General features: G+C 69.5%; 10 protein-coding genes and 1 rRNA gene. 7 read left to right on the top strand and 4 right to left on the bottom strand.

Features of this window, described 5'->3' with window-relative positions:
* The first annotated feature begins 40 nt into the window (after positions 1–40).
* Positions 41–673, top strand: a complete 633-nt coding sequence (locus OG494_RS25910) for a GntR family transcriptional regulator (protein WP_328443108.1) — start codon at positions 41–43, stop codon at positions 671–673.
* Positions 670–1473: a metallophosphoesterase gene (locus tag OG494_RS25905; RefSeq protein WP_328443107.1), complete on the top strand. Its 804-nt coding sequence runs from the start codon at positions 670–672 to the stop codon at positions 1471–1473. The genes OG494_RS25910 and OG494_RS25905 overlap by 4 nt, the downstream gene beginning before the upstream one ends.
* 92 nt (positions 1474–1565) lie before the next feature.
* Here the strand turns inward: OG494_RS25905 and OG494_RS25900 are convergent, their stop codons facing one another.
* The 4 genes from OG494_RS25900 to OG494_RS25885 form a co-directional block, all read right to left on the bottom strand.
* Complete coding sequence (locus tag OG494_RS25900; RefSeq protein WP_328443106.1) at positions 1566–3191, bottom strand: CocE/NonD family hydrolase; 1626 nt, start codon at positions 3189–3191, stop codon at positions 1566–1568.
* Between the two features lie 85 nt (positions 3192–3276).
* A complete protein-coding gene (locus tag OG494_RS25895) occupies positions 3277–4203 on the bottom strand; it encodes an asparaginase (protein ID WP_328443105.1) in 927 nt (308 codons plus the stop codon).
* Positions 4200–5624 carry an amino acid permease gene (locus tag OG494_RS25890; RefSeq protein WP_328443104.1) on the bottom strand — a complete coding sequence of 475 codons (1425 nt, stop codon included), beginning with the start codon at positions 5622–5624 and terminating at the stop codon, positions 4200–4202. Before OG494_RS25890 ends, OG494_RS25895 begins: the two co-directional genes overlap by 4 nt.
* A gap of 4 nt (positions 5625–5628) precedes the next feature.
* On the bottom strand, positions 5629–6276 hold the full coding sequence (locus OG494_RS25885) for a FadR/GntR family transcriptional regulator (RefSeq protein WP_328459024.1): 648 nt from the start codon (positions 6274–6276) through the stop codon (positions 5629–5631).
* 169 nt (positions 6277–6445) lie between these two features.
* Between OG494_RS25885 and OG494_RS25880 the strand changes: the two genes are divergently transcribed.
* From OG494_RS25880 to OG494_RS25860, 5 genes are all read left to right on the top strand, one after another.
* Entirely contained in the window at positions 6446–8986 is a 2541-nt protein-coding gene (locus OG494_RS25880) for a GH92 family glycosyl hydrolase (RefSeq protein WP_328443103.1), read from the top strand.
* Positions 8987–9184: 198 nt separating this feature from the next.
* Positions 9185–12778, top strand: a complete 3594-nt coding sequence (dnaE, locus tag OG494_RS25875; protein ID WP_328443102.1) for a DNA polymerase III subunit alpha — start codon at positions 9185–9187, stop codon at positions 12776–12778.
* Positions 12779–12851: 73 nt separating this feature from the next.
* Entirely contained in the window at positions 12852–14336 is a 1485-nt protein-coding gene (locus tag OG494_RS25870) for an MFS transporter (protein WP_328443101.1), read from the top strand.
* A 430-nt stretch (positions 14337–14766) separates the two neighbouring features.
* Positions 14767–15969, top strand: coding sequence for a low temperature requirement protein A (locus OG494_RS25865; RefSeq protein ID WP_328443100.1), 1203 nt, complete (start codon positions 14767–14769; stop codon positions 15967–15969).
* A gap of 353 nt (positions 15970–16322) precedes the next feature.
* Positions 16323–17838: ribosomal RNA gene (locus tag OG494_RS25860) — 16S ribosomal RNA — on the top strand.
* Positions 17839–17856 lie beyond the last annotated feature (18 nt).

Genomic DNA, 17856 nt, shown 5'->3' with positions numbered 1-17856 from the left:
CTGAATACAGTACGTCCCGATTGCATGCAATACTGCCCGGATGGCCCGCACTCCTTTGCGCAGCGATCTCATCGAGGAGATCACCACCCGCGTGCTCGACGGGCGGCTCGCCGCCGGTGCCCGCGTCAACGAGGTGCACCTGGCCCGCGAACTGGGCGTCAGCCGGACGCCGCTGCGGGAGGCGCTGATCGGGCTCGCCGGCCGCGGCCTGCTCGTGTCGGAGCCTGGGCGTGGCTTCCTCGTGCCGCCGTTCGACCCGGACGAGGCCCGCCGGCTCTACCCGCTGGTCGCCGAGCTGGAGGCGCTCGCCCTGCGCTGGACGTCGCCGCTGGAGCTCGCCGGGCTGCCCGACGCGCTCGACGTCGTCGCCGACGAGATGGCCGCGGCGCTGGACCGCGGCGCGGATCTGTCCGAAGTGGACGAACGGTGGCACGCGCTGCTGCTGTCCCGCTGCCCGAACCCGCACCTACTGCGGTTGATCGAGCAGACGAAGCCGCTGCTCAAGCGGTACGAATCGTGCTACTTCGGCGGGGCCGCCCGCGCCGGGGAGAGCATCGGCGAGCACCGCCGGATCGCCGCGGCACTGCGGGACGGCGACCTGCCGGCGGCGACCGCGGTGCTCGTCCGCAACTGGGTGAAAGCCTTGGCGTACCTGGGGAAGGACGAAAGATGATCATCGCGCACCTGAGCGACCTGCACCTCGACGGCGGACCGCGCGCGGAGGAACGCGTCGCGGCCGTGATGGCGTACCTGGACGAACTCGCGGTCGACGCCGTCGTCGTCACCGGCGACATCGCCGACCACGGCGCGGCCTCGGAGTACGCGCGCGCCGCCGAACTGCTGAAGCACCCGGCGCCGGTGCTGGTCTGCCCCGGCAACCACGACGTCCGCGCGGAATTCCGGACCGGGTTGCTCGACCGCCTTCCGGGGGGTCCGGGTGGCGAAGCCCCCGGCCCCGGTCGTCACAGCCTGCCCGCGTCCGACGGCCCGATCGACCTCGCCCGGGAGATCGACGGCGTGCTGTTCGCGATGTGCGACTCGACGATCCCCGGCCGCGGCTCGGGCTACCTCGCCGACGAGACCCTGGACTGGCTCGACGGTGTGCTGTCCGGCGGCGACGGCCCGGCGTTCGTCGCCTTCCACCACCCGCCGGTCGAGGTCGGCGTCCCGCTGGTGGACGGGATCCGGCAGTCGGGGGAGGAGCGGCTGGCGGCCTTGCTGGCCCGCCACCCGCGCGTGGCGGCCTTGCTGGCCGGCCACGTCCACACCGGCGCGTCGACGACGTTCGCCGGCGTGCCGCTGCGGATCGCGCCCGGCGTGGTGTCGACGTCGCTGCTGCCCGTCGAGCCGGGCGGCGACCGGGGCTGGGACGAGGGCGGCCCGCTGGAGTACGACCGGCCGCCGTCGCTGCTGCTGCACGTGCTGCACGACGACGGCCGGGTGACCACGCACCACCGCGTGCTCACATACTGAGAATTCCCTCCCAAACGACGCATCTTTCCTAGGGAAAGTGACGTTTGGGGCCCCCGAGGCGCCACTTTCACGGGGAAAGTGGCGTCCTGGGGCTAGGGGGTGAACACCGGCAGCGTGATGCGGGACGGCCGGGCCGCGTCGTGGAAGATCTCGAAGCGGTTGGCCTTGCCGTCCACCGCCGCGGTGATCGGCTCGTCCGTACCGTGGTTGCGCGCGAAGCGGGGGAACGCGCCCCCCGCGATCTGGACGCGCAGCCGGTGGCCGCGGCGGAAACGGTAGGCGGTCGGGTCGAGCGTGACCTCCGCCGTCACCACGCCGCCGGTGTCCGCCTCGGGGAAGCCGGGCCGCAGCCGGAGGATCCCGTCGGTGACGTTGCGGGAGACACCGCCCGCGTCGACGTCGCAGAGCCGGACGTAGACGTCGGCGTGCCCGAGCTCGGTGCGCACGTGCACGGTCGCGGCCACGTCGCCGATGACGTCCAGGTCGGACGCCAGCGGCTCGCCGGTGAACACCAGCACGTCCGGGCGGGCCTCGATCTCCTGGTTGTCCTTCTGCTTCCAGTCACCCGTCAGCAGCGGCCCGCCGACCGCCGGGGTCGGGTCCGCCGGGTCGTAGGTGAACGTCGTCGGCCGCGCTTCGTCGCCGCCCACTTCGCCGAGCCCGCCGATCGGCCGCAGGTGCGACGCCGTCGCGGTGGACGGCGGCGGCCACGTCTCGAAGTCCAGCCAGGTGTCCGCGCCCTGCAGGAAGATCCGGACCGGCGCGCGCTGCAGGAACGTGCGGTCGCCGAGCAGGTGGGCGCGCAGGAACCCGAGCTGGTCCTGGATCATCGGGCGCATGCTGGCCGGCTCGCCGTGCGCCCACGGGCCGACCGTGAGGCGCGGGGCCTTGCCCGCCTCGGCGAGCCGCCGGAAGTCCTGCAGCTGCCCGCGGATGAACAGGTCGTACCAGCCGGTGACCATCGACACCGGGACGTCGAGCTTCTCGACGTCGGCGCTGTGGTCGGACATCGCCCAGTAGGTGTCGTCCGGTACGAAGTGCTCGGTGATGTCCTGCAGGAACTTCACCGGCTTCCCGATCGCGGCGACGTCGGCGCCGCTGAGCGGCAGGTGCGCCATCGCGCGGCGCGTCTTGCGCGCCTGCAGCGGGTTCGGGAACGCGCCGAAGCGCTCTTCCTGGCGGCCGATCATCGCCGACCACGACACCATGTTGTCCGCCGCGAGCACGCCGCCCGGGTAGAACGTCGAGACGAACTCCGACGCCGTGACGCCGAGGCACATCGCGGCCAGCGGCGGGTCGAGGTACGGCCCGATCGCCCACTGCGTGTGCCCGAGGTAGCTGGCGCCCGCCATGGCGAGGTTGCCGTCGCACCACGGCTGCGCGCGCAGCCACTCGGCGGTGGCGATGCCGTCCTCGCGCTCGAGGTGGAACGGCCGGAACTCGCCGCCGGAGCCGAACGAGCCGCGGGTGCTCTGGATGACCGTCTGCAGCCCGTGCCGCGAGAACGTGTTCCCGAACAGCTTCGACAGGAGACCGGCGCGCCCGTACGGCGTGCGGATCAGCACCACCGGCGCCGGGGTGTCGCCCGCCGGGGCGTACCGGTCCGCGAGCAGCGTGACGCCGTCGGTCATCGGCACCGGCAGGTCGCGCGTGACGACCGGTTTCGGTCCTTCGGCGCGGGGGAGTCCGAGAGCTCTGTCGACAAGTCGGTCCAGCACGGGCACACGCCTTCCGAAGCGGAGTCATACCTTCCGGATCCGACGGTACCCGAGGTCGCGCGCCCGGCAACCGGAGCGACGGGGCTCAGCGGCTCCCCACACCGAGTGCCCCGGCCAGGTTCCCGGTGACGCGCAGGTTCTCCGGCCCGGACGGGACGTCGATCCCGCACAGTCCCAGGGTCGCGGCCAGCACCGGCCGCCGGGCGCGGTCGCCGCCGTCGGCGATCTTGAACGCGATCGCCGTGCCGTCCGGCAGCGCCGCGACCTGGACGGCTTCGAAGCCGTCCTTCGCGATCAGCCCGGGCACCGCGCGCATCACGGCGGTGACGTCGCGGCGGCTGCCGCCGACCAGCTCGGGGTGCCGGCGGATCCCGTCGGCGACCAGGCCTTCGGGCGTTCCCGGCGCGGCCGCGGCGATCTTCGACACGGCCGTGGCGAGGCCGCGCAGCGTGGTCGCGAAGAGCGGCGCGCCGCATCCGTCGACCGCCACCCGCAGGACCGCGCGTCCGGTCAGGTCCTCGACGGTGGCGGCGATCGCGCGCTGCAGCGGGTGCGCCGGGTCGAGGTAGCCGTCGGTGCTCCAGCCGTTCAGCTCGCAGGTCGCCAGCATCGCCGCGTGCTTGCCGGAGCAGTTGTGCGCGAGCCGGCTCGGAGCCCGCCCGGTCGCGACCCAGTGGTCGCGTTCGACCGGGTCGTACGGGAAGTCGGCAGGGTTGCCCAGTTCGTCCGGAGAGCGCTCGCCGAGCACCGCCGACGCGGCGTCGAGGTGCACCGGCTCGCCGGAGTGGCTGGCCGCCGCGATGGCGAACCCGGCGGCCGGCAGCCGCAGCCCGAGCCGGGCCATCGCCGTGGCCTGCAGCGGTTTCGCCGTCGACCGCGGGTACATCGGGGCGTCCGGCGCGCCGGCGCCGAACAACGTCGTGCCGTCCGGGGCGAGCACGATCACCGAGCCGTGGTGCCCGCCTTCGACCATGCCGTCGCGCACCAGCTCGACCAGGAGTTCGTGGTTCACAGCCCCGCCTTGTCGAACGCGCGCATGTCGATCCGCTTCCGCACCGCGAACCAGCCGGCGACCAGCGCGAGCGCGATCACGGGCAGCGCCAGGAGCGTGATCCGGCCGGTCTCGTCGAAGCCCATCAGCACCACGACGGCGGCGAGGAACACCAGCGTCACGATCTCGGTGTAGGGCGAGAACGGCAGCCGGAACGCCGGCCGTTCGAGCCCGTCCCGTTCGGTCTTGCGGACGAACAGGAGGTGGCAGAGCACGATGATGGCCCAGGTCGCGAGGATGCCGATCGCGGCGAAGTTCAGCACGATGTCGAAGGCCTCCTTCGGCACCAGGTAGTTCAGGCCCACGCCGAGCACGCAGACCGACGCCGTCAGCAGGATCCCGCCGTAGGGCACCTGGTTGCGGTTCATCACGCCGGTGAACTTCGGCGCGGAGCCGGCCGTGGCCATCGACCGCAGGATCCGGCCGGTCGAGTACAGCCCCGAATTGAGACTCGACAGCGCCGCGGTGAGCACGACCAGGTTCATCACGCTGTCCGCGGCCGGCACGCCCAGGTGCGACAGCACGGTGACGAACGGGCTCTGGTCCTTCGTGTAGGAGCTCCACGGCAGCAGCATCGCCAGCAGCACGACCGAGCCGACGTAGAACACCGCGATGCGCCACATGATGGAGTTGATCGCCTTCGGCATGATCTTCTCCGGGTTTTCGGTCTCGCCCGCGGCGACGCCGACCAGCTCGATCGACGCGTAGGCGAACACCACGCCCTGCACGATCAGCACCATCGGCAGCAGCCCGGCCGGGAAGATCCCGCCGTGCCCGGTGATCAGCTGCGGCCCGCCCGCGACGCCGTCGATCGGCGTGCGCGTCACCAGCAGCACGATCCCGATCACCATGAACAGCACCAGCGCGGCGACCTTGACGATGGCGAACCAGAACTCCATCTCGCCGAACAGCTTCACCGACACCAGGTTCAGCGTCAGCACGACGGCGAGCGCGATCAGCGCGAGCACCCACTGCGGGATCGGCGAGAAGAACGACCAGAAGTGCGCGTAGAGCGCGATGGCCGTGATGTCGGCGATGCCCGTGGTCGACCAGTTCAGGAAGTGCATCCAGCCGGCGACGTACGCGCCCTTCTCGCCCATGAACTCCCGCGCGTAGGAGACGAACGCGCCGCTCGAAGGCCGGTACAGGATGAGCTCGCCGAGCGCGCGGACCACGAAGAACGCGAAGAGGCCGCAGACGGCGTAGACGATCGCCAGCGCCGGCCCGGCCTGGGCGAGCCGGCCGCCCGCGCCGAGGAACAGGCCGGTGCCGATGGCCCCGCCGATCGCGATCATGTTCACGTGCCGCGGCTTCAGGGCCTTGCTGTAACCGGCGTCGCCCGCGTCGGTGGCGGTCTCCGGGGTGAGGGTCTGTTCGGTCAAGGTGCTACTCGTCCCCGTTCACGATGCTGGTCAAGGTGTTTTCGACGTGCCGCAGGTGGGCCGTCATGGCCTCGACCGCGGCGGCTTCCGAGCCCTCGGCGATCGCCGTGACGATCTCGCGGTGCTCGATGTTCGACCGGTGACGGCGGTCGCCGAGCTGGTTGAGGAAGGCGGACTGGCGGGCCAGCGCGTCCCGGATCTCCTCGATCACCTTCCCGAACACGGGGTTGCCCGACGCCTGGGCGATGGTGATGTGGAACAGCGAATCCAGCGCGACCCACGCGGTGTTGTCGGTCTCGGCGGCCATCCGCTCGACGAGGTGGCCGAGCAGGTCGAGGTCGTCGGCGGAGCGCCGCAGCGCCGCGTACCCGGCGACCGGGATCTCGACGTGCCGGCGCACCTCGATCAGGTCGCGGGCCGAGTACGGCCCGAACACCGGGTGCTCGGCGGGCCCGGTCGCGGTGACGAAGGTGCCCTTGCCGGACTTCGACTCGGTGAGCCCGAGCGCCTGCAGCCCGCGCAGCGCCTCCCGGACCACCGAGCGGCTGACCTCGAACTCCTTGCCCAGCGCGGCCTCGGACGGGAGCTTGTCGCCGACGGCGTACTCGCCGCGTTCGATCTGACGGCGCAGGTGGGCCAGCACGGCTTCCATGGCGCTCACCCGCCGCGGACCGGCTGTCCGGCTGTCGGACAGGTTCATGGCTCGGATGCTCGGTCCCGGCCGGGGCGGTGTCAACGCGGACGACGCGCTTGTGGCTCACCTCACCGGTCACCGTGACAACCGGACAGAAGTTCACCGGGTCGTTGACGGGCGCAAACGGGTGACCGTAGCGTTGCGCAGCGTCAAGCTGACAACGTTGTCGCACGTCACCGGCGAAGGGCGGGCCATGGCCGCGCGGAAGATCCTGACCCTGCTCGGCGCGGTGGCCCTGGCGGCGACGGCGTTCGCGACGCCCGCCGCGGCCGGCGTCGAGCTGGTCGCCGACCCGGCGTCCTACGTCGATCCGCTGATCGGCAGCACCAACGCGGGCAACACCTACCCCGGCGCGACGACGCCGTTCGGGATGATCGCCTGGAGCCCGACCACGACGAAGGGGCTGCAGAACGGGACCGGTGCCGCCGGCGGCTACCAGTACGACGTCACGCGGGTGCGAGGCTTCAGCCTCACCCACCTCAACGGCACCGGCTGCACACCCGGCGCGTCCGGCGACGTGCCGATCATGCCGTTCCCCGGCGCCGTCCTGTCCTCGCCGTCGGCCGACCGCACCGACCAGGTCTTCGCCAGCGACTTCTCGCACGCCGACGAGACCGCCGAGCCGGGCCACTACGGCGTCGGCCTGGCCAACGGCGTCGGCGTAAACCTCACCACCACCGACCGGGCCGGGCTCGGCCGGTTCACCTTCCCCGCGGACAAGCCCGCGAACCTGCTCTTCCGGACGTCGAACTCGCTGCCGGGCAGCTCGAACGCCTCGATCAGCATCGACGCGGCGCACCGGCGGGTGACCGGCTCGGTCGACTCGGGCGGCTTCTGCGGCCGCACCACCGGCGGCGAGGAGAACCAGCGCTCCTACTACACGCTGCACTTCAGCGTCACCTTCGACCAGCCGATCACCGGCCAGGGCACCTGGGTCGACGGCACCCTGCGGCCTGGCACGAGCAGCGCGACCGGCGGCGAGGGCTTCACGGACGCCGCACGCGTCGGCAAGGGCTCGGGCGGCTACGTCGGCTTCGACGCGAGCAAGGGCCCGGTCACCGCCCGGATCGGCATCTCCTACGTCAGCGCCGCGAACGCCCAGCGCAACGCCGACGCGGAGATACCGGCGAACCGGTCGTTCGACAGCGTTCGCGCGTCGGCCCGGAAGGCGTGGCAGGACCAGCTGACGAAGATCGAGCTCGGCGGCGGCACGCACGCGCAGCTCACGACGTTCTACACCGCGCTCTACCACGCGCTGCAGCAGCCGAGCCTCGCCAGCGACGTCACGGGGGAGTACCTCGGCAGCGACCGGAAGGTCCACCGGCTCGCGAAGGGCCAGCACGCGCAGTACGGCACGTTCTCCGGCTGGGACGTCTACCGGGGGCAGGTCCAGCTGCTCGCGTTCCTCGACCCGGCCCGGGCGGGCGACTACGCCCAATCCCTCTACAACTTCGCCGGGCAGAACGGCGGGGAATGGGATCGGTGGCTGCACAACAACGGCGGCACGCACGTGATGTCCGGCGACCCGTCGGCGCCCGCGCTGGCCGGGATGTACGCCTTCGGCGCCCGCGGCTTCGACGTCCAAGGCACCTTCGGCTCGCTGGCCCGCGCGGCCACCGTGCCGACCGCGAACGACACCCGCGACGCCGGCTGCCCGATCCAGTGCATCGGCCAGCGGCCGGGCCTGGCCGACTACCTGAAGCTGCACTACGCGCCGGACGACGCCTGCCACTGCTGGGGCTCGGCCGCCGAGACGCTCGAAGACTCCGTCGCCGACTTCGCGTTGTCGGACTGGGCGTCCCGCATCGGCCGTGACCCTTCCGCGTTCCTCGCGCGCTCCGGTTACTGGCGCAACCTGGTCAACCCGCGGGCGAGCGCGGACGGCCCGTACGTCCAGGCCCGCAAGGCCGACGGCTCGTGGGTGACGCCGTTCCAGCCGTCGACCGACACCGGCTTCGTCGAGGGCAGCAGCGCGCAATACACGTGGATGGCCTCGCACGACGTCGCCGGCGTGGTCGGCGGCCTGGGTGGTGCGCCCGCCGCGCTGAAGCGCCTCGACGGCTTCTTCCACGACGCGGCCGGCGACTGGGCGCTGTCGGGTACCGACGACGTCCACTACAACCCGGGCAACGAGCCGGACATCAACGCGCCCTGGCTGTACGACTACCTCGGCCGGCCGTGGCAGACGCAGCAGACGGTCCGCCGGATCGTGAACACGATCTACGGCCCGGGCACCGGCGGCCTGCCCGGCAACGACGACCTCGGCACCATGTCGGCGTGGTACGTCTTCGCCACGCTCGGCATGTTCCCGCAGGTCCCGAGCCGCGCGGACCTCGTGCTGGCGTCCCCGCTGTTCCCGCGCGCGGTCGTCCACCGCGGCAACGGCGCGACGATCACGGTCGAGGCCCCGCGCGCCTCGGCGGACACTTACTACGTCCAGGGCGTGCGCGTGAACGGCTCGCCGACGTCCAAGCCGTGGGTGGCGGAGTCGTTCGTCGCGAACGGCGGCACGATCACCTACGACCTGTCCACGACGCCGAACCCGTCGTGGGGCACGGCGCCCGCGGACGCCCCGCCGCAGGCCGCGCTCCCGGCGTTTCACCCGGACGTGGCCGCCCCGGCCGTCACGCCCAAGCCGTCCCGACCCCTCGTCACCCCCGCCGGCTGACGCTCCGGGTGACCGCCCGGCAGCACCGCGTGCCGTGATCATCACCGCCCGAAGCGGTGGCGCGTCGCACCGCCCGAACGGCTCCGGCGAGGAGCAGAATCGAGCGCGGCGAGCACGTGCGCGGGCCACTCGAGCCACGGGTTAGGGTGAGTGACCCGCGCGCAGCCGGTCCCACCGATCTAGGGGAGGTTTTCGCTGGTGTCGAACGATTCCTTCGTCCACCTGCACGTCCACACCGAGTACTCGATGCTCGACGGTGCGGCGAAGATCGCTCCCCTCTTCGCGGAGGCGGCGCGCCTCGGCATGCCCGCGGTCGGCATGACCGACCACGGCAACATGTACGGCGGCGACGAGTTCTACCAACAGTCGAAGAAACACGGCATCAAGCCGATCATCGGCATCGAGGCCTACGTCGCGCCGGAGAGCCGCTTCCACAAGAAGCCGGTCTTCTGGGGACAGCAGAACCAGCGCGGATCCGACGAGCTGGGTGAGGGCGGCGACGTCTCGGGCGCCGGCGCGTACACCCACATGACGATGCTCGCGCAGAACGCCACCGGCCTGCGGAACCTGTTCAAGCTGTCCTCGCTGGCCAGCATGCAGGGTTACTACCGCAAGCCCCGGATGGACCGCGAGCTGATCTCGGAGAACCACTCCGGGATCATCGCGACCACCGGCTGCCCGTCGGGCGAGGTGCAGACCCGGCTGCGGCTGGGCCAGAAGGAAGCGGCGATCCAGGCCGCGTCCGACTACAAGGACATCTTCGGCGCCGACAACTTCTTCCTCGAGCTGATGGACCACGGGCTGCCGATCGAGCGGTCGGTCCGCGAGGGCCTCCTCGAGGTCGGCCGGCTGCTCGACCTCAAGCCGATCGCGACGAACGACTCGCACTACGTCACCAAGGACCAGGCCGACACGCACTCGGCGCTGCTGTGCGTCCAGGCCGGCAAGACCCTCAACGACCCGACCCGGTTCAAGTTCGACGGTGACGGCTACTACCTCAAGGCCGCCGCCGAGATGCGCGAGTACTGGGACAAGGAAGTCCCCGGCGCGTCGGACAACACGCTGCTGATCGCCGAGCGCATCGAGTCCTACGAGGACGTCTACTCGCACAAGGACCGGCTGCCGTTCTTCGAGGTGCCCGAGGGCTACGACCAGGGCGGCTGGCTGCGCGAAGAGGTCGCGAAGGGCCTGGCCTGGCGGTTTCCGGCCGGTCCGCCCGAGGGCTACGACGAGCGGATCGAGAAGGAGCTCGACGTCATCATCGGGAAGGGCTTCCCGGCCTACTTCCTGATCGTCGCCGACCTCATCAGCTACGCCCGCCGCGTCGGCATCCGCGTCGGCCCCGGCCGTGGTTCGGCCGCCGGTTCGCTGGTCGCGTACGTGCTCGGTATCACCAACCTGGACCCGATCCCGCAGAAGCTGCTGTTCGAGCGGTTCCTGAACCCCGAGCGCGTCTCGATGCCCGATATCGACATCGACTTCGACGACCGCCGCCGCGGCGAGATGATCCGGTACGCGACCGACAAGTACGGCGTCGACAAGGTCGCCCAGGTCATCACCTTCGGCACCATTAAGACCAAAGCGGCGATCAAGGACTCGGCGCGGGTCCACTTCGGCCAGCCGGGGTACGCGATCGCGGACAAGATCTCCAAGGCGCTGCCGCCGCCGATCATGGCGAAGGACATCCCGCTCTCGGGCATCGTCGACAGCAAGCACGAGCGCTTCGGCGAGGCCGCCGAGGTCCGCGCGCTGGTCGAGACGGACGAAGAGTGCAAGACGATCTTCGACACCGCCCGCGGTCTCGAGGGCCTGATCCGCAACGCGGGCGTGCACGCCTGCGCGGTCATCATGTCGTGCGACCCGCTGACCGACGCGATCCCGCTCTGGCAGCGGGACGACGGCTCGATCATCACCGGCTGGGACTACCCGTCGTGCGAGGCCATCGGCCTGCTGAAGATGGACTTCCTGGGCCTGCGGAACCTGACGGTCATCGGTGACGCGATCGACAACATCAAGACCAACCGCGGGATCGACATCGACCTCGACACCCTGGGCGTCGAGGACAAGGAGACCTACAAACTGCTCGCCCGCGGCGACACGCTCGGCGTGTTCCAGCTGGACGGCGGGCCCATGCGCGACCTGCTCCGCCGCATGGAGCCCACGGTGTTCGACGACATCGTCGCGGTCGGCGCGCTCTACCGCCCCGGTCCGATGGGCATGAACGCGCACAACGACTACGCCGACCGCAAGAACAACCGGCAGAAGGTCAAGCCGATCCACCCGGAGCTCGACGAGCCGCTGCGGGAGATCCTGGCCGACACCTACGGCCTGATCGTGTACCAAGAGCAGATCATGCACATCGGCCAGAAGGTGGCCGGGTACACGATGGGGCGCGCGGACGTGCTCCGCCGCGCGATGGGCAAGAAGAAGAAGGAAGTCCTCGACCTCGAGTACGACGGCTTCGAGGCCGGCATGAAAGCCAGCCCGCTGCTCGACGGCGGGTTCTCCGCCGAGGCCGTCAAGGCGCTCTGGGACACGATCCTCCCGTTCGCCGGGTACGCGTTCAACAAGAGCCACGCGGCCGCGTACGGCCTGATCTCCTACTGGACCGCCTACCTGAAGGCGAACTTCACGCCGGAGTACATGGCCGCGCTGCTCACGTCGGTCGGCGACAACAAGGACAAGTCGGCGGTCTACCTCTCCGAGTGCCGCCGGCTCGGCATCAAGGTGCTGCCGCCGGACGTCAACGAGTCGGCCCTGCGGTTCGCGGCCGTCGGGGAGGACATCCGCTTCGGCATGGGCGCGGTCCGCAACGTCGGCGCGAACGTCGTCGAGTCGATCATCAAGACCCGCGCGGAGAAGGGCAAGTACTCCACCTTCACCGACTTCCTCGACAAGTCCGAGCTCGTGGTCTGCAACAAGCGGGTCATCGAGTCGCTGATCAAGGCGGGCGGGTTCGACTCGCTCGGTTACACGCGGCTCTCGATGATCCAGGTCCACGAAGACGCGGTCGAAGCCGTCGTCCCGCTCAAGCGCCAGGAGGCGATGGGCCAGTTCGACCTGTTCGGCTTCGGCGGGGAAGACGGGGATGACAGCGCCGCAGCGGTTTCTTCGTCGCCGCTCGCGCACCTGAAGTTCGGCGAGGAGGAGTACCCGCGCAAGCAGCTGCTCGCCTACGAGCGCGAGATGCTCGGCCTGTACGTCTCGGCCCACCCGCTGGACGGCGCCGAGCGGATCCTGCGCAAGCACGCCCCGAAGCCGATCGCCGGCATCCTCGCCGACCCGCCCAAGGAGGGCGAGCTCGTCATCTCCGGGCTGATCACGTCGCTCGAGCGGCGGGTCAACAAGAAGGGCGAGCCCTGGGCGATCTGCACGGTCGAGGACATGGACGCCTCGCTCGAGGTGCTCTTCTTCCCGAAGTCGTACGCGCTGTTCTCGAGTGAGCTGATCGAGGACAACGCGGTGCTGGTCAAGGGCCGCGTCAACTGGCGCGAAGACAAGATGTCCATCTTCGGCGGCGGCCTCGCGACGCTGGACCTGTCCGAGGTCGGCACGGGCAACGGCGACGACGAACCGCCGCTGGTCCTGCTGGCCGCGGCGGAGAAGATCGACCAGTCGGTGGTGAGCGAGCTGCGCTCCACGCTGCTCGCTCACAAGGGCGAGACCATGGTCCACCTCAAGCTCGTGGGGCGGAACCAGACGGTGTTCGCGCTCAACGACTACCCGGTCAAGGTCAGCTCGATGCTGATCGGCGAGCTCAAGGGCATCCGCGGGATCACCGCGTCCACCTGAGCAGGACTTGCGACAGGGCCGGACCCGCGGGCACAACGCGCGCGGATCCGGCCCTTCGTGTTTGCTGGACGGGATGACTTCGTACGAACCCGATCCCCGCCGCTGGAAAGCGCTGGCCGTCTCCCTGACGGCCGGGTTCATGGGCCTGCTCGACGTCAGCATCGTCAACGTCGCGCTGCCGTCGATCCAGCGTGACCTGGGCGCGAGCGCCGGCGGGATCCGCTGGGTCGTCTCGGGCTACGCGCTGGCGTTCGGCCTGGTCCTGGTCACCGGCGGCCGCCTCGGCGACGCGTTCGGCCGCCGGAAGATGTTCCTCGGCGCCCTCGCGGCGTTCGTCGCCACCAGTGCCCTGGCCGGTGCGGCCCCGAACGAGACGACGCTGGTGCTCGCCCGGCTCGCCCAGGGCATCGCGGCGGGCATGCTCACCCCGCAGAACACCGGCCTGATCCAGGACCTCTTCCGCGGTCCCGAGCGCGGCCGCGCGTTCGGTGTGTTCGGCGCCGTCGTCGGCATCTCGACGGCGGTCGGCCCGATCCTCGGCGGCGTGATCCTCGCCGTCTTCGGTGATCCGGACGGCTGGCGCTGGGTGTTCTACGTCAACGTCCCGATCGGCGTGCTCGCCTTCGGCCTGGCGCTGCGGCTGCTGCCGCGCAGCGGGAAGAGCGAGCTCCGGCTGCGCTCGGCGATCGACTTCGTCGGGATCCTGCTGCTCGCCGTCGCGGTCCTCGGCGTGCTGCTCCCGGTGGTGGAGTCCGACAACGGCGGTCCGGCCCGGCTGTGGTGGATGTTCGTCGTCGCGCTCGTCTTCGGCGCCGCCTTCGTGCGCTGGGAGCACTCGCTGGTCCGGCGCGGCCGGTCGCCGCTGCTGGACACCCGGCTGTTCACCGGCACCCCGGGTTACGCCACGGGTGCCGCCGTGGGCGCGCTCTACTTCTGCGGGTTCGCCGGGATCTGGCTGGTCTTCGCGATGTTCTTCCAGCAGGGCCTCGGCTACACCCCGCTGCAGTCCGGGCTGTCGGTGACGCCGTTCGCGCTCGGCTCGGCGGTGGCCGCGGCCGTCGCCGGGCGGCTGGTGCCGCGCTTCGGACGCAAGCTCACCGTCACCGGACTGGTACTGGTCGCCCTCGGCCTGCTGGTCGTCGCGCTGCTGGCCCAACTGGTCCCGCCCGCGTCCGCGGGATGGGCGTTCGCGGTGCCGCTGGTGCTGGCCGGGGTCGGCGGCGGCATGGTGATCTCGCCGAACACGACGTTGACGCTGGAGTGCGTCCCGGTCCGGATGGCCGGCGTCGCGGGCGGCGCGCTGCAGACCGGGCAGCGGATCGGCACGGCGATCGGCACTGCCGTGCTCGCGTCGGTCTTCGGCGCGGTCGTCGGCACGGCGGGGGACTACCAGGTGGCGCTCACCGTCGCCCTCTGTTGCGCGGCCGTCCTGACGTGCGGCGCGCTGGGTCTCGCCGTGGCCGAACTGAGGGCGCGGAGACACCGTGCGCAGCTTTCCGGGCCGGATCGGGCGGCTCGCGAGGCCGAAACGTCCGCCGCGGACGTCCATCGGGGCTGAGACACTACTTTCCGCAGATTCGCGATGCTCCAAACGAGTGACCCGCGCGGAAAGGCACTGGTGCTACGCAGAGCAACCGGGTAGATCTTATGGAGCCTTCACTGCGCGGCTTCGGCTACCGACAGTGGCAATCGGTCGGCCACCCGGGGATGGGGTGACCGGTCTGAGCGACCGAAATGTCCGGAGTACGAGGGAATGGACACACTCGGTCACCTTCCATCCAACGAGTGTCGGCGTCCGCGGGGGACCGTCCGGCAGTCGCGGAAGGGCTGCCCATCGGCCGGCCGGCAGCGCGCGTGACGGTGGCGGGCGGGCCCGGGTGAGGGGGAACCGGGCCCGTCCGTCCGTTTCGCCCGTGTCGGGCTCGCGCCGCCGCCGCTGATCATGTTGGGATGAGCGCGTCCGTCCGAGGCAGACGCGGGGAGTCCCGATGACCGAGCAGCCGCCGTACCCGTCGCGTCCGGGGAGCGGGATCCGGGTCTGGTACCGGCCCATGCGCTCGCGCGACAGCAGTGAGCACCACCGCGTCGCGACGCCGCTGGAGCTGCTGTTCGACCTCTGCTTCGTGGTCGCCGTCGGCCAGGCCGCCGCGCAGCTGCACCACGCGCTCGCCGAAGGGCACATCGGGCACGGGGTGTTCTCGTTCGCGCTGGTGTTCTTCGGGATCTGGTGGGGCTGGCTGAACTTCAGCTGGTTCGCCTCGGCGTTCGACACCGACGACGTCCCGTACCGGCTGGTCACGCTGGTGCAGATCGCCGGCGGCCTGACCGTGGCGGCCGGGGTGGAGCGCGCTTTCGACGGCGACTTCCGGGTGATGGTCGCCGGCTACGTCCTGATGCGGCTCGCGATGGTCGTGCAGTGGCTGCGGGCCTCGCGGTCCGACCCGGGCTGCCGCCCGTCGGCCCTGCGCTACGCCGCCGGCATCGCCGGCTGCCAGGTGCTGTGGGTCGGCTACCTGTGGCTGCCGCACGGGCTGCAGCCCGTCGCGTTCTTCGTGTTCGCGGTGCTGGAGCTGGCCGTCCCGATCTGGGCGGAGAGCCGCCGCGGCACCACGTGGCACCCGCACCACATCGCCGAGCGGTACGGCCTGTTCACCCTGATCGTGCTCGGCGAGGTGATCCTCGGCGCGACGAACGCGATCAAGGAGGGCACCGCGGAACCGGGGCACATCGGCGCGCTGATCTCGCTGGCCGCGGCCGCGCTGGTGCTCGTGTTCTCGATGTGGTGGCTGTACTTCGACCGCCCAGGTCACGCGCGCCTGGTGCGCAACCGGGGTCTGCTGACCACCATGAGCTGGGGTTACGGCCACTACTTCATCTTCGCGTCCGCCGCGGCCGTCGGCGCCGGCCTGGAGGTGGCGGTCGCCTACGACACCCACACGCTGCACGACGTCGGGGGCATCGCCGCGGCCCTGGCGACCACGGTCCCGGTCGCGGTCTTCCTGCTGAGCGTCTGGCTGCTGCACATCGGCCCGACCAACGAGTGCCGCCCGATCGCCGTCGGCTTCCCGGTGACCGCGGTGCTCGTCGTCGCGGCGTCGTTCACGCCGGCGCCGATCCACGTCGCCGCGGTGCTCGCGGCCGCGCTCGTCGCCGTCACGGTCGTCTTCGCCCACGGGCAGCCGCAGGGGTAGATCGCCGCAGGTCAGCGACCTGGTGTGCAAAAAAGGGACCCCCCTGTGCGAGGCCGTTTCGGGGCATGTAAAGTTCTCCAAGTCGCCAGGGAAACCGGGCGGCCGCCGGGGCCACGAACCAAGCTCCCACGAAGGTGGTAGAGTGGGTGGTCCTGAACCGAGGTGATAGCCTCGGAACAACAAAGGCTTGAAACAATCGCCGAGGTTGAGCCCGCGGGTAACGTGGGTGATTCCAGAGTGTGTTGCTTGAGAACTCAACAGTGTGCTAGTGAACTAAGCCAGTAGAGCTTATGTTTTGAAACCTCGTATGAGGTTCCTTTGAGAGCATTAATTTGCCTCGATTAAACTATTCATTGATGGAGAGTTTGATCCTGGCTCAGGACGAACGCTGGCGGCGTGCTTAACACATGCAAGTCGAACGATGAAGCCTTCGGGTGGATTAGTGGCGAACGGGTGAGTAACACGTGGGTAATCTGCCCTGCACTCTGGGATAAGCCTTGGAAACGAGGTCTAATACCGGATATCACAACTTTTCGCATGGAGAGTTGTTGAAAGTTCAGGCGGTGCAGGATGAACCCGCGGCCTATCAGCTTGTTGGTGGGGTAATGGCCTACCAAGGCGACGACGGGTAGCCGGCCTGAGAGGGTGACCGGCCACACTGGGACTGAGACACGGCCCAGACTCCTACGGGAGGCAGCAGTGGGGAATATTGCACAATGGGCGAAAGCCTGATGCAGCGACGCCGCGTGAGGGATGACGGCCTTCGGGTTGTAAACCTCTTTCGCCAGGGACGAAGCGCAAGTGACGGTACCTGGATAAGAAGCACCGGCTAACTACGTGCCAGCAGCCGCGGTAATACGTAGGGTGCAAGCGTTGTCCGGATTTATTGGGCGTAAAGAGCTCGTAGGCGGTTTGTCGCGTCGGCTGTGAAATCTGGAGGCTTAACCTTCAGCGTGCAGTCGATACGGGCAGACTTGAGTTCGGTAGGGGAGACTGGAATTCCTGGTGTAGCGGTGAAATGCGCAGATATCAGGAGGAACACCGGTGGCGAAGGCGGGTCTCTGGGCCGATACTGACGCTGAGGAGCGAAAGCGTGGGGAGCGAACAGGATTAGATACCCTGGTAGTCCACGCTGTAAACGGTGGGTGCTAGGTGTGGGCGACATTCCACGTTGTCCGTGCCGTAGCTAACGCATTAAGCACCCCGCCTGGGGAGTACGGCCGCAAGGCTAAAACTCAAAGGAATTGACGGGGGCCCGCACAAGCGGCGGAGCATGTGGATTAATTCGATGCAACGCGAAGAACCTTACCTGGGCTTGACATGCGCCAGACATCCCCAGAGATGGGGCTTCCCTTGTGGTTGGTGTACAGGTGGTGCATGGCTGTCGTCAGCTCGTGTCGTGAGATGTTGGGTTAAGTCCCGCAACGAGCGCAACCCTTATCCTACGTTGCCAGCGCGTTATGGCGGGGACTCGTGGGAGACTGCCGGGGTCAACTCGGAGGAAGGTGGGGATGACGTCAAGTCATCATGCCCCTTATGTCCAGGGCTTCACACATGCTACAATGGCTGGTACAGAGGGCTGCGATACCGCGAGGTGGAGCGAATCCCTTAAAGCCGGTCTCAGTTCGGATCGCAGTCTGCAACTCGACTGCGTGAAGTCGGAGTCGCTAGTAATCGCAGATCAGCAACGCTGCGGTGAATACGTTCCCGGGCCTTGTACACACCGCCCGTCACGTCATGAAAGTCGGTAACACCCGAAGCCCATGGCCCAACCCTTCGGGGAGGGAGTGGTCGAAGGTGGGACTGGCGATTGGGACGAAGTCGTAACAAGGTAGCCGTACCGGAAGGTGCGGCTGGATCACCTCCTTTCTAAGGAGCACAACACAT

The sequence above is a fragment of the Amycolatopsis sp. NBC_00438 genome (assembly GCF_036026695.1).
Lineage (GTDB): Bacteria > Actinomycetota > Actinomycetes > Mycobacteriales > Pseudonocardiaceae > Amycolatopsis.
Note: the sequence above shows the minus strand (reverse complement) of the source record. Positions and strands in the feature narration are given on the sequence as shown.

Excerpts from the sequence above, each read along its gene's own strand:
- OG494_RS25905 (WP_328443107.1), top strand. The coding sequence starts at position 670 with ATGATCATCGCGCACCTGAGCGACCTGCACCTCGACGGCGGACCGCGC.
- OG494_RS25865 (WP_328443100.1), top strand. The coding sequence starts at position 14,767 with ATGACCGAGCAGCCGCCGTACCCGTCGCGTCCGGGGAGCGGGATCCGG.
- OG494_RS25870 (WP_328443101.1), top strand. The coding sequence starts at position 12,852 with ATGACTTCGTACGAACCCGATCCCCGCCGCTGGAAAGCGCTGGCCGTC.
- OG494_RS25910 (WP_328443108.1), top strand. The coding sequence starts at position 41 with ATGGCCCGCACTCCTTTGCGCAGCGATCTCATCGAGGAGATCACCACC.
- OG494_RS25885 (WP_328459024.1), bottom strand. The coding sequence starts at position 6,276 with ATGGAAGCCGTGCTGGCCCACCTGCGCCGTCAGATCGAACGCGGCGAG.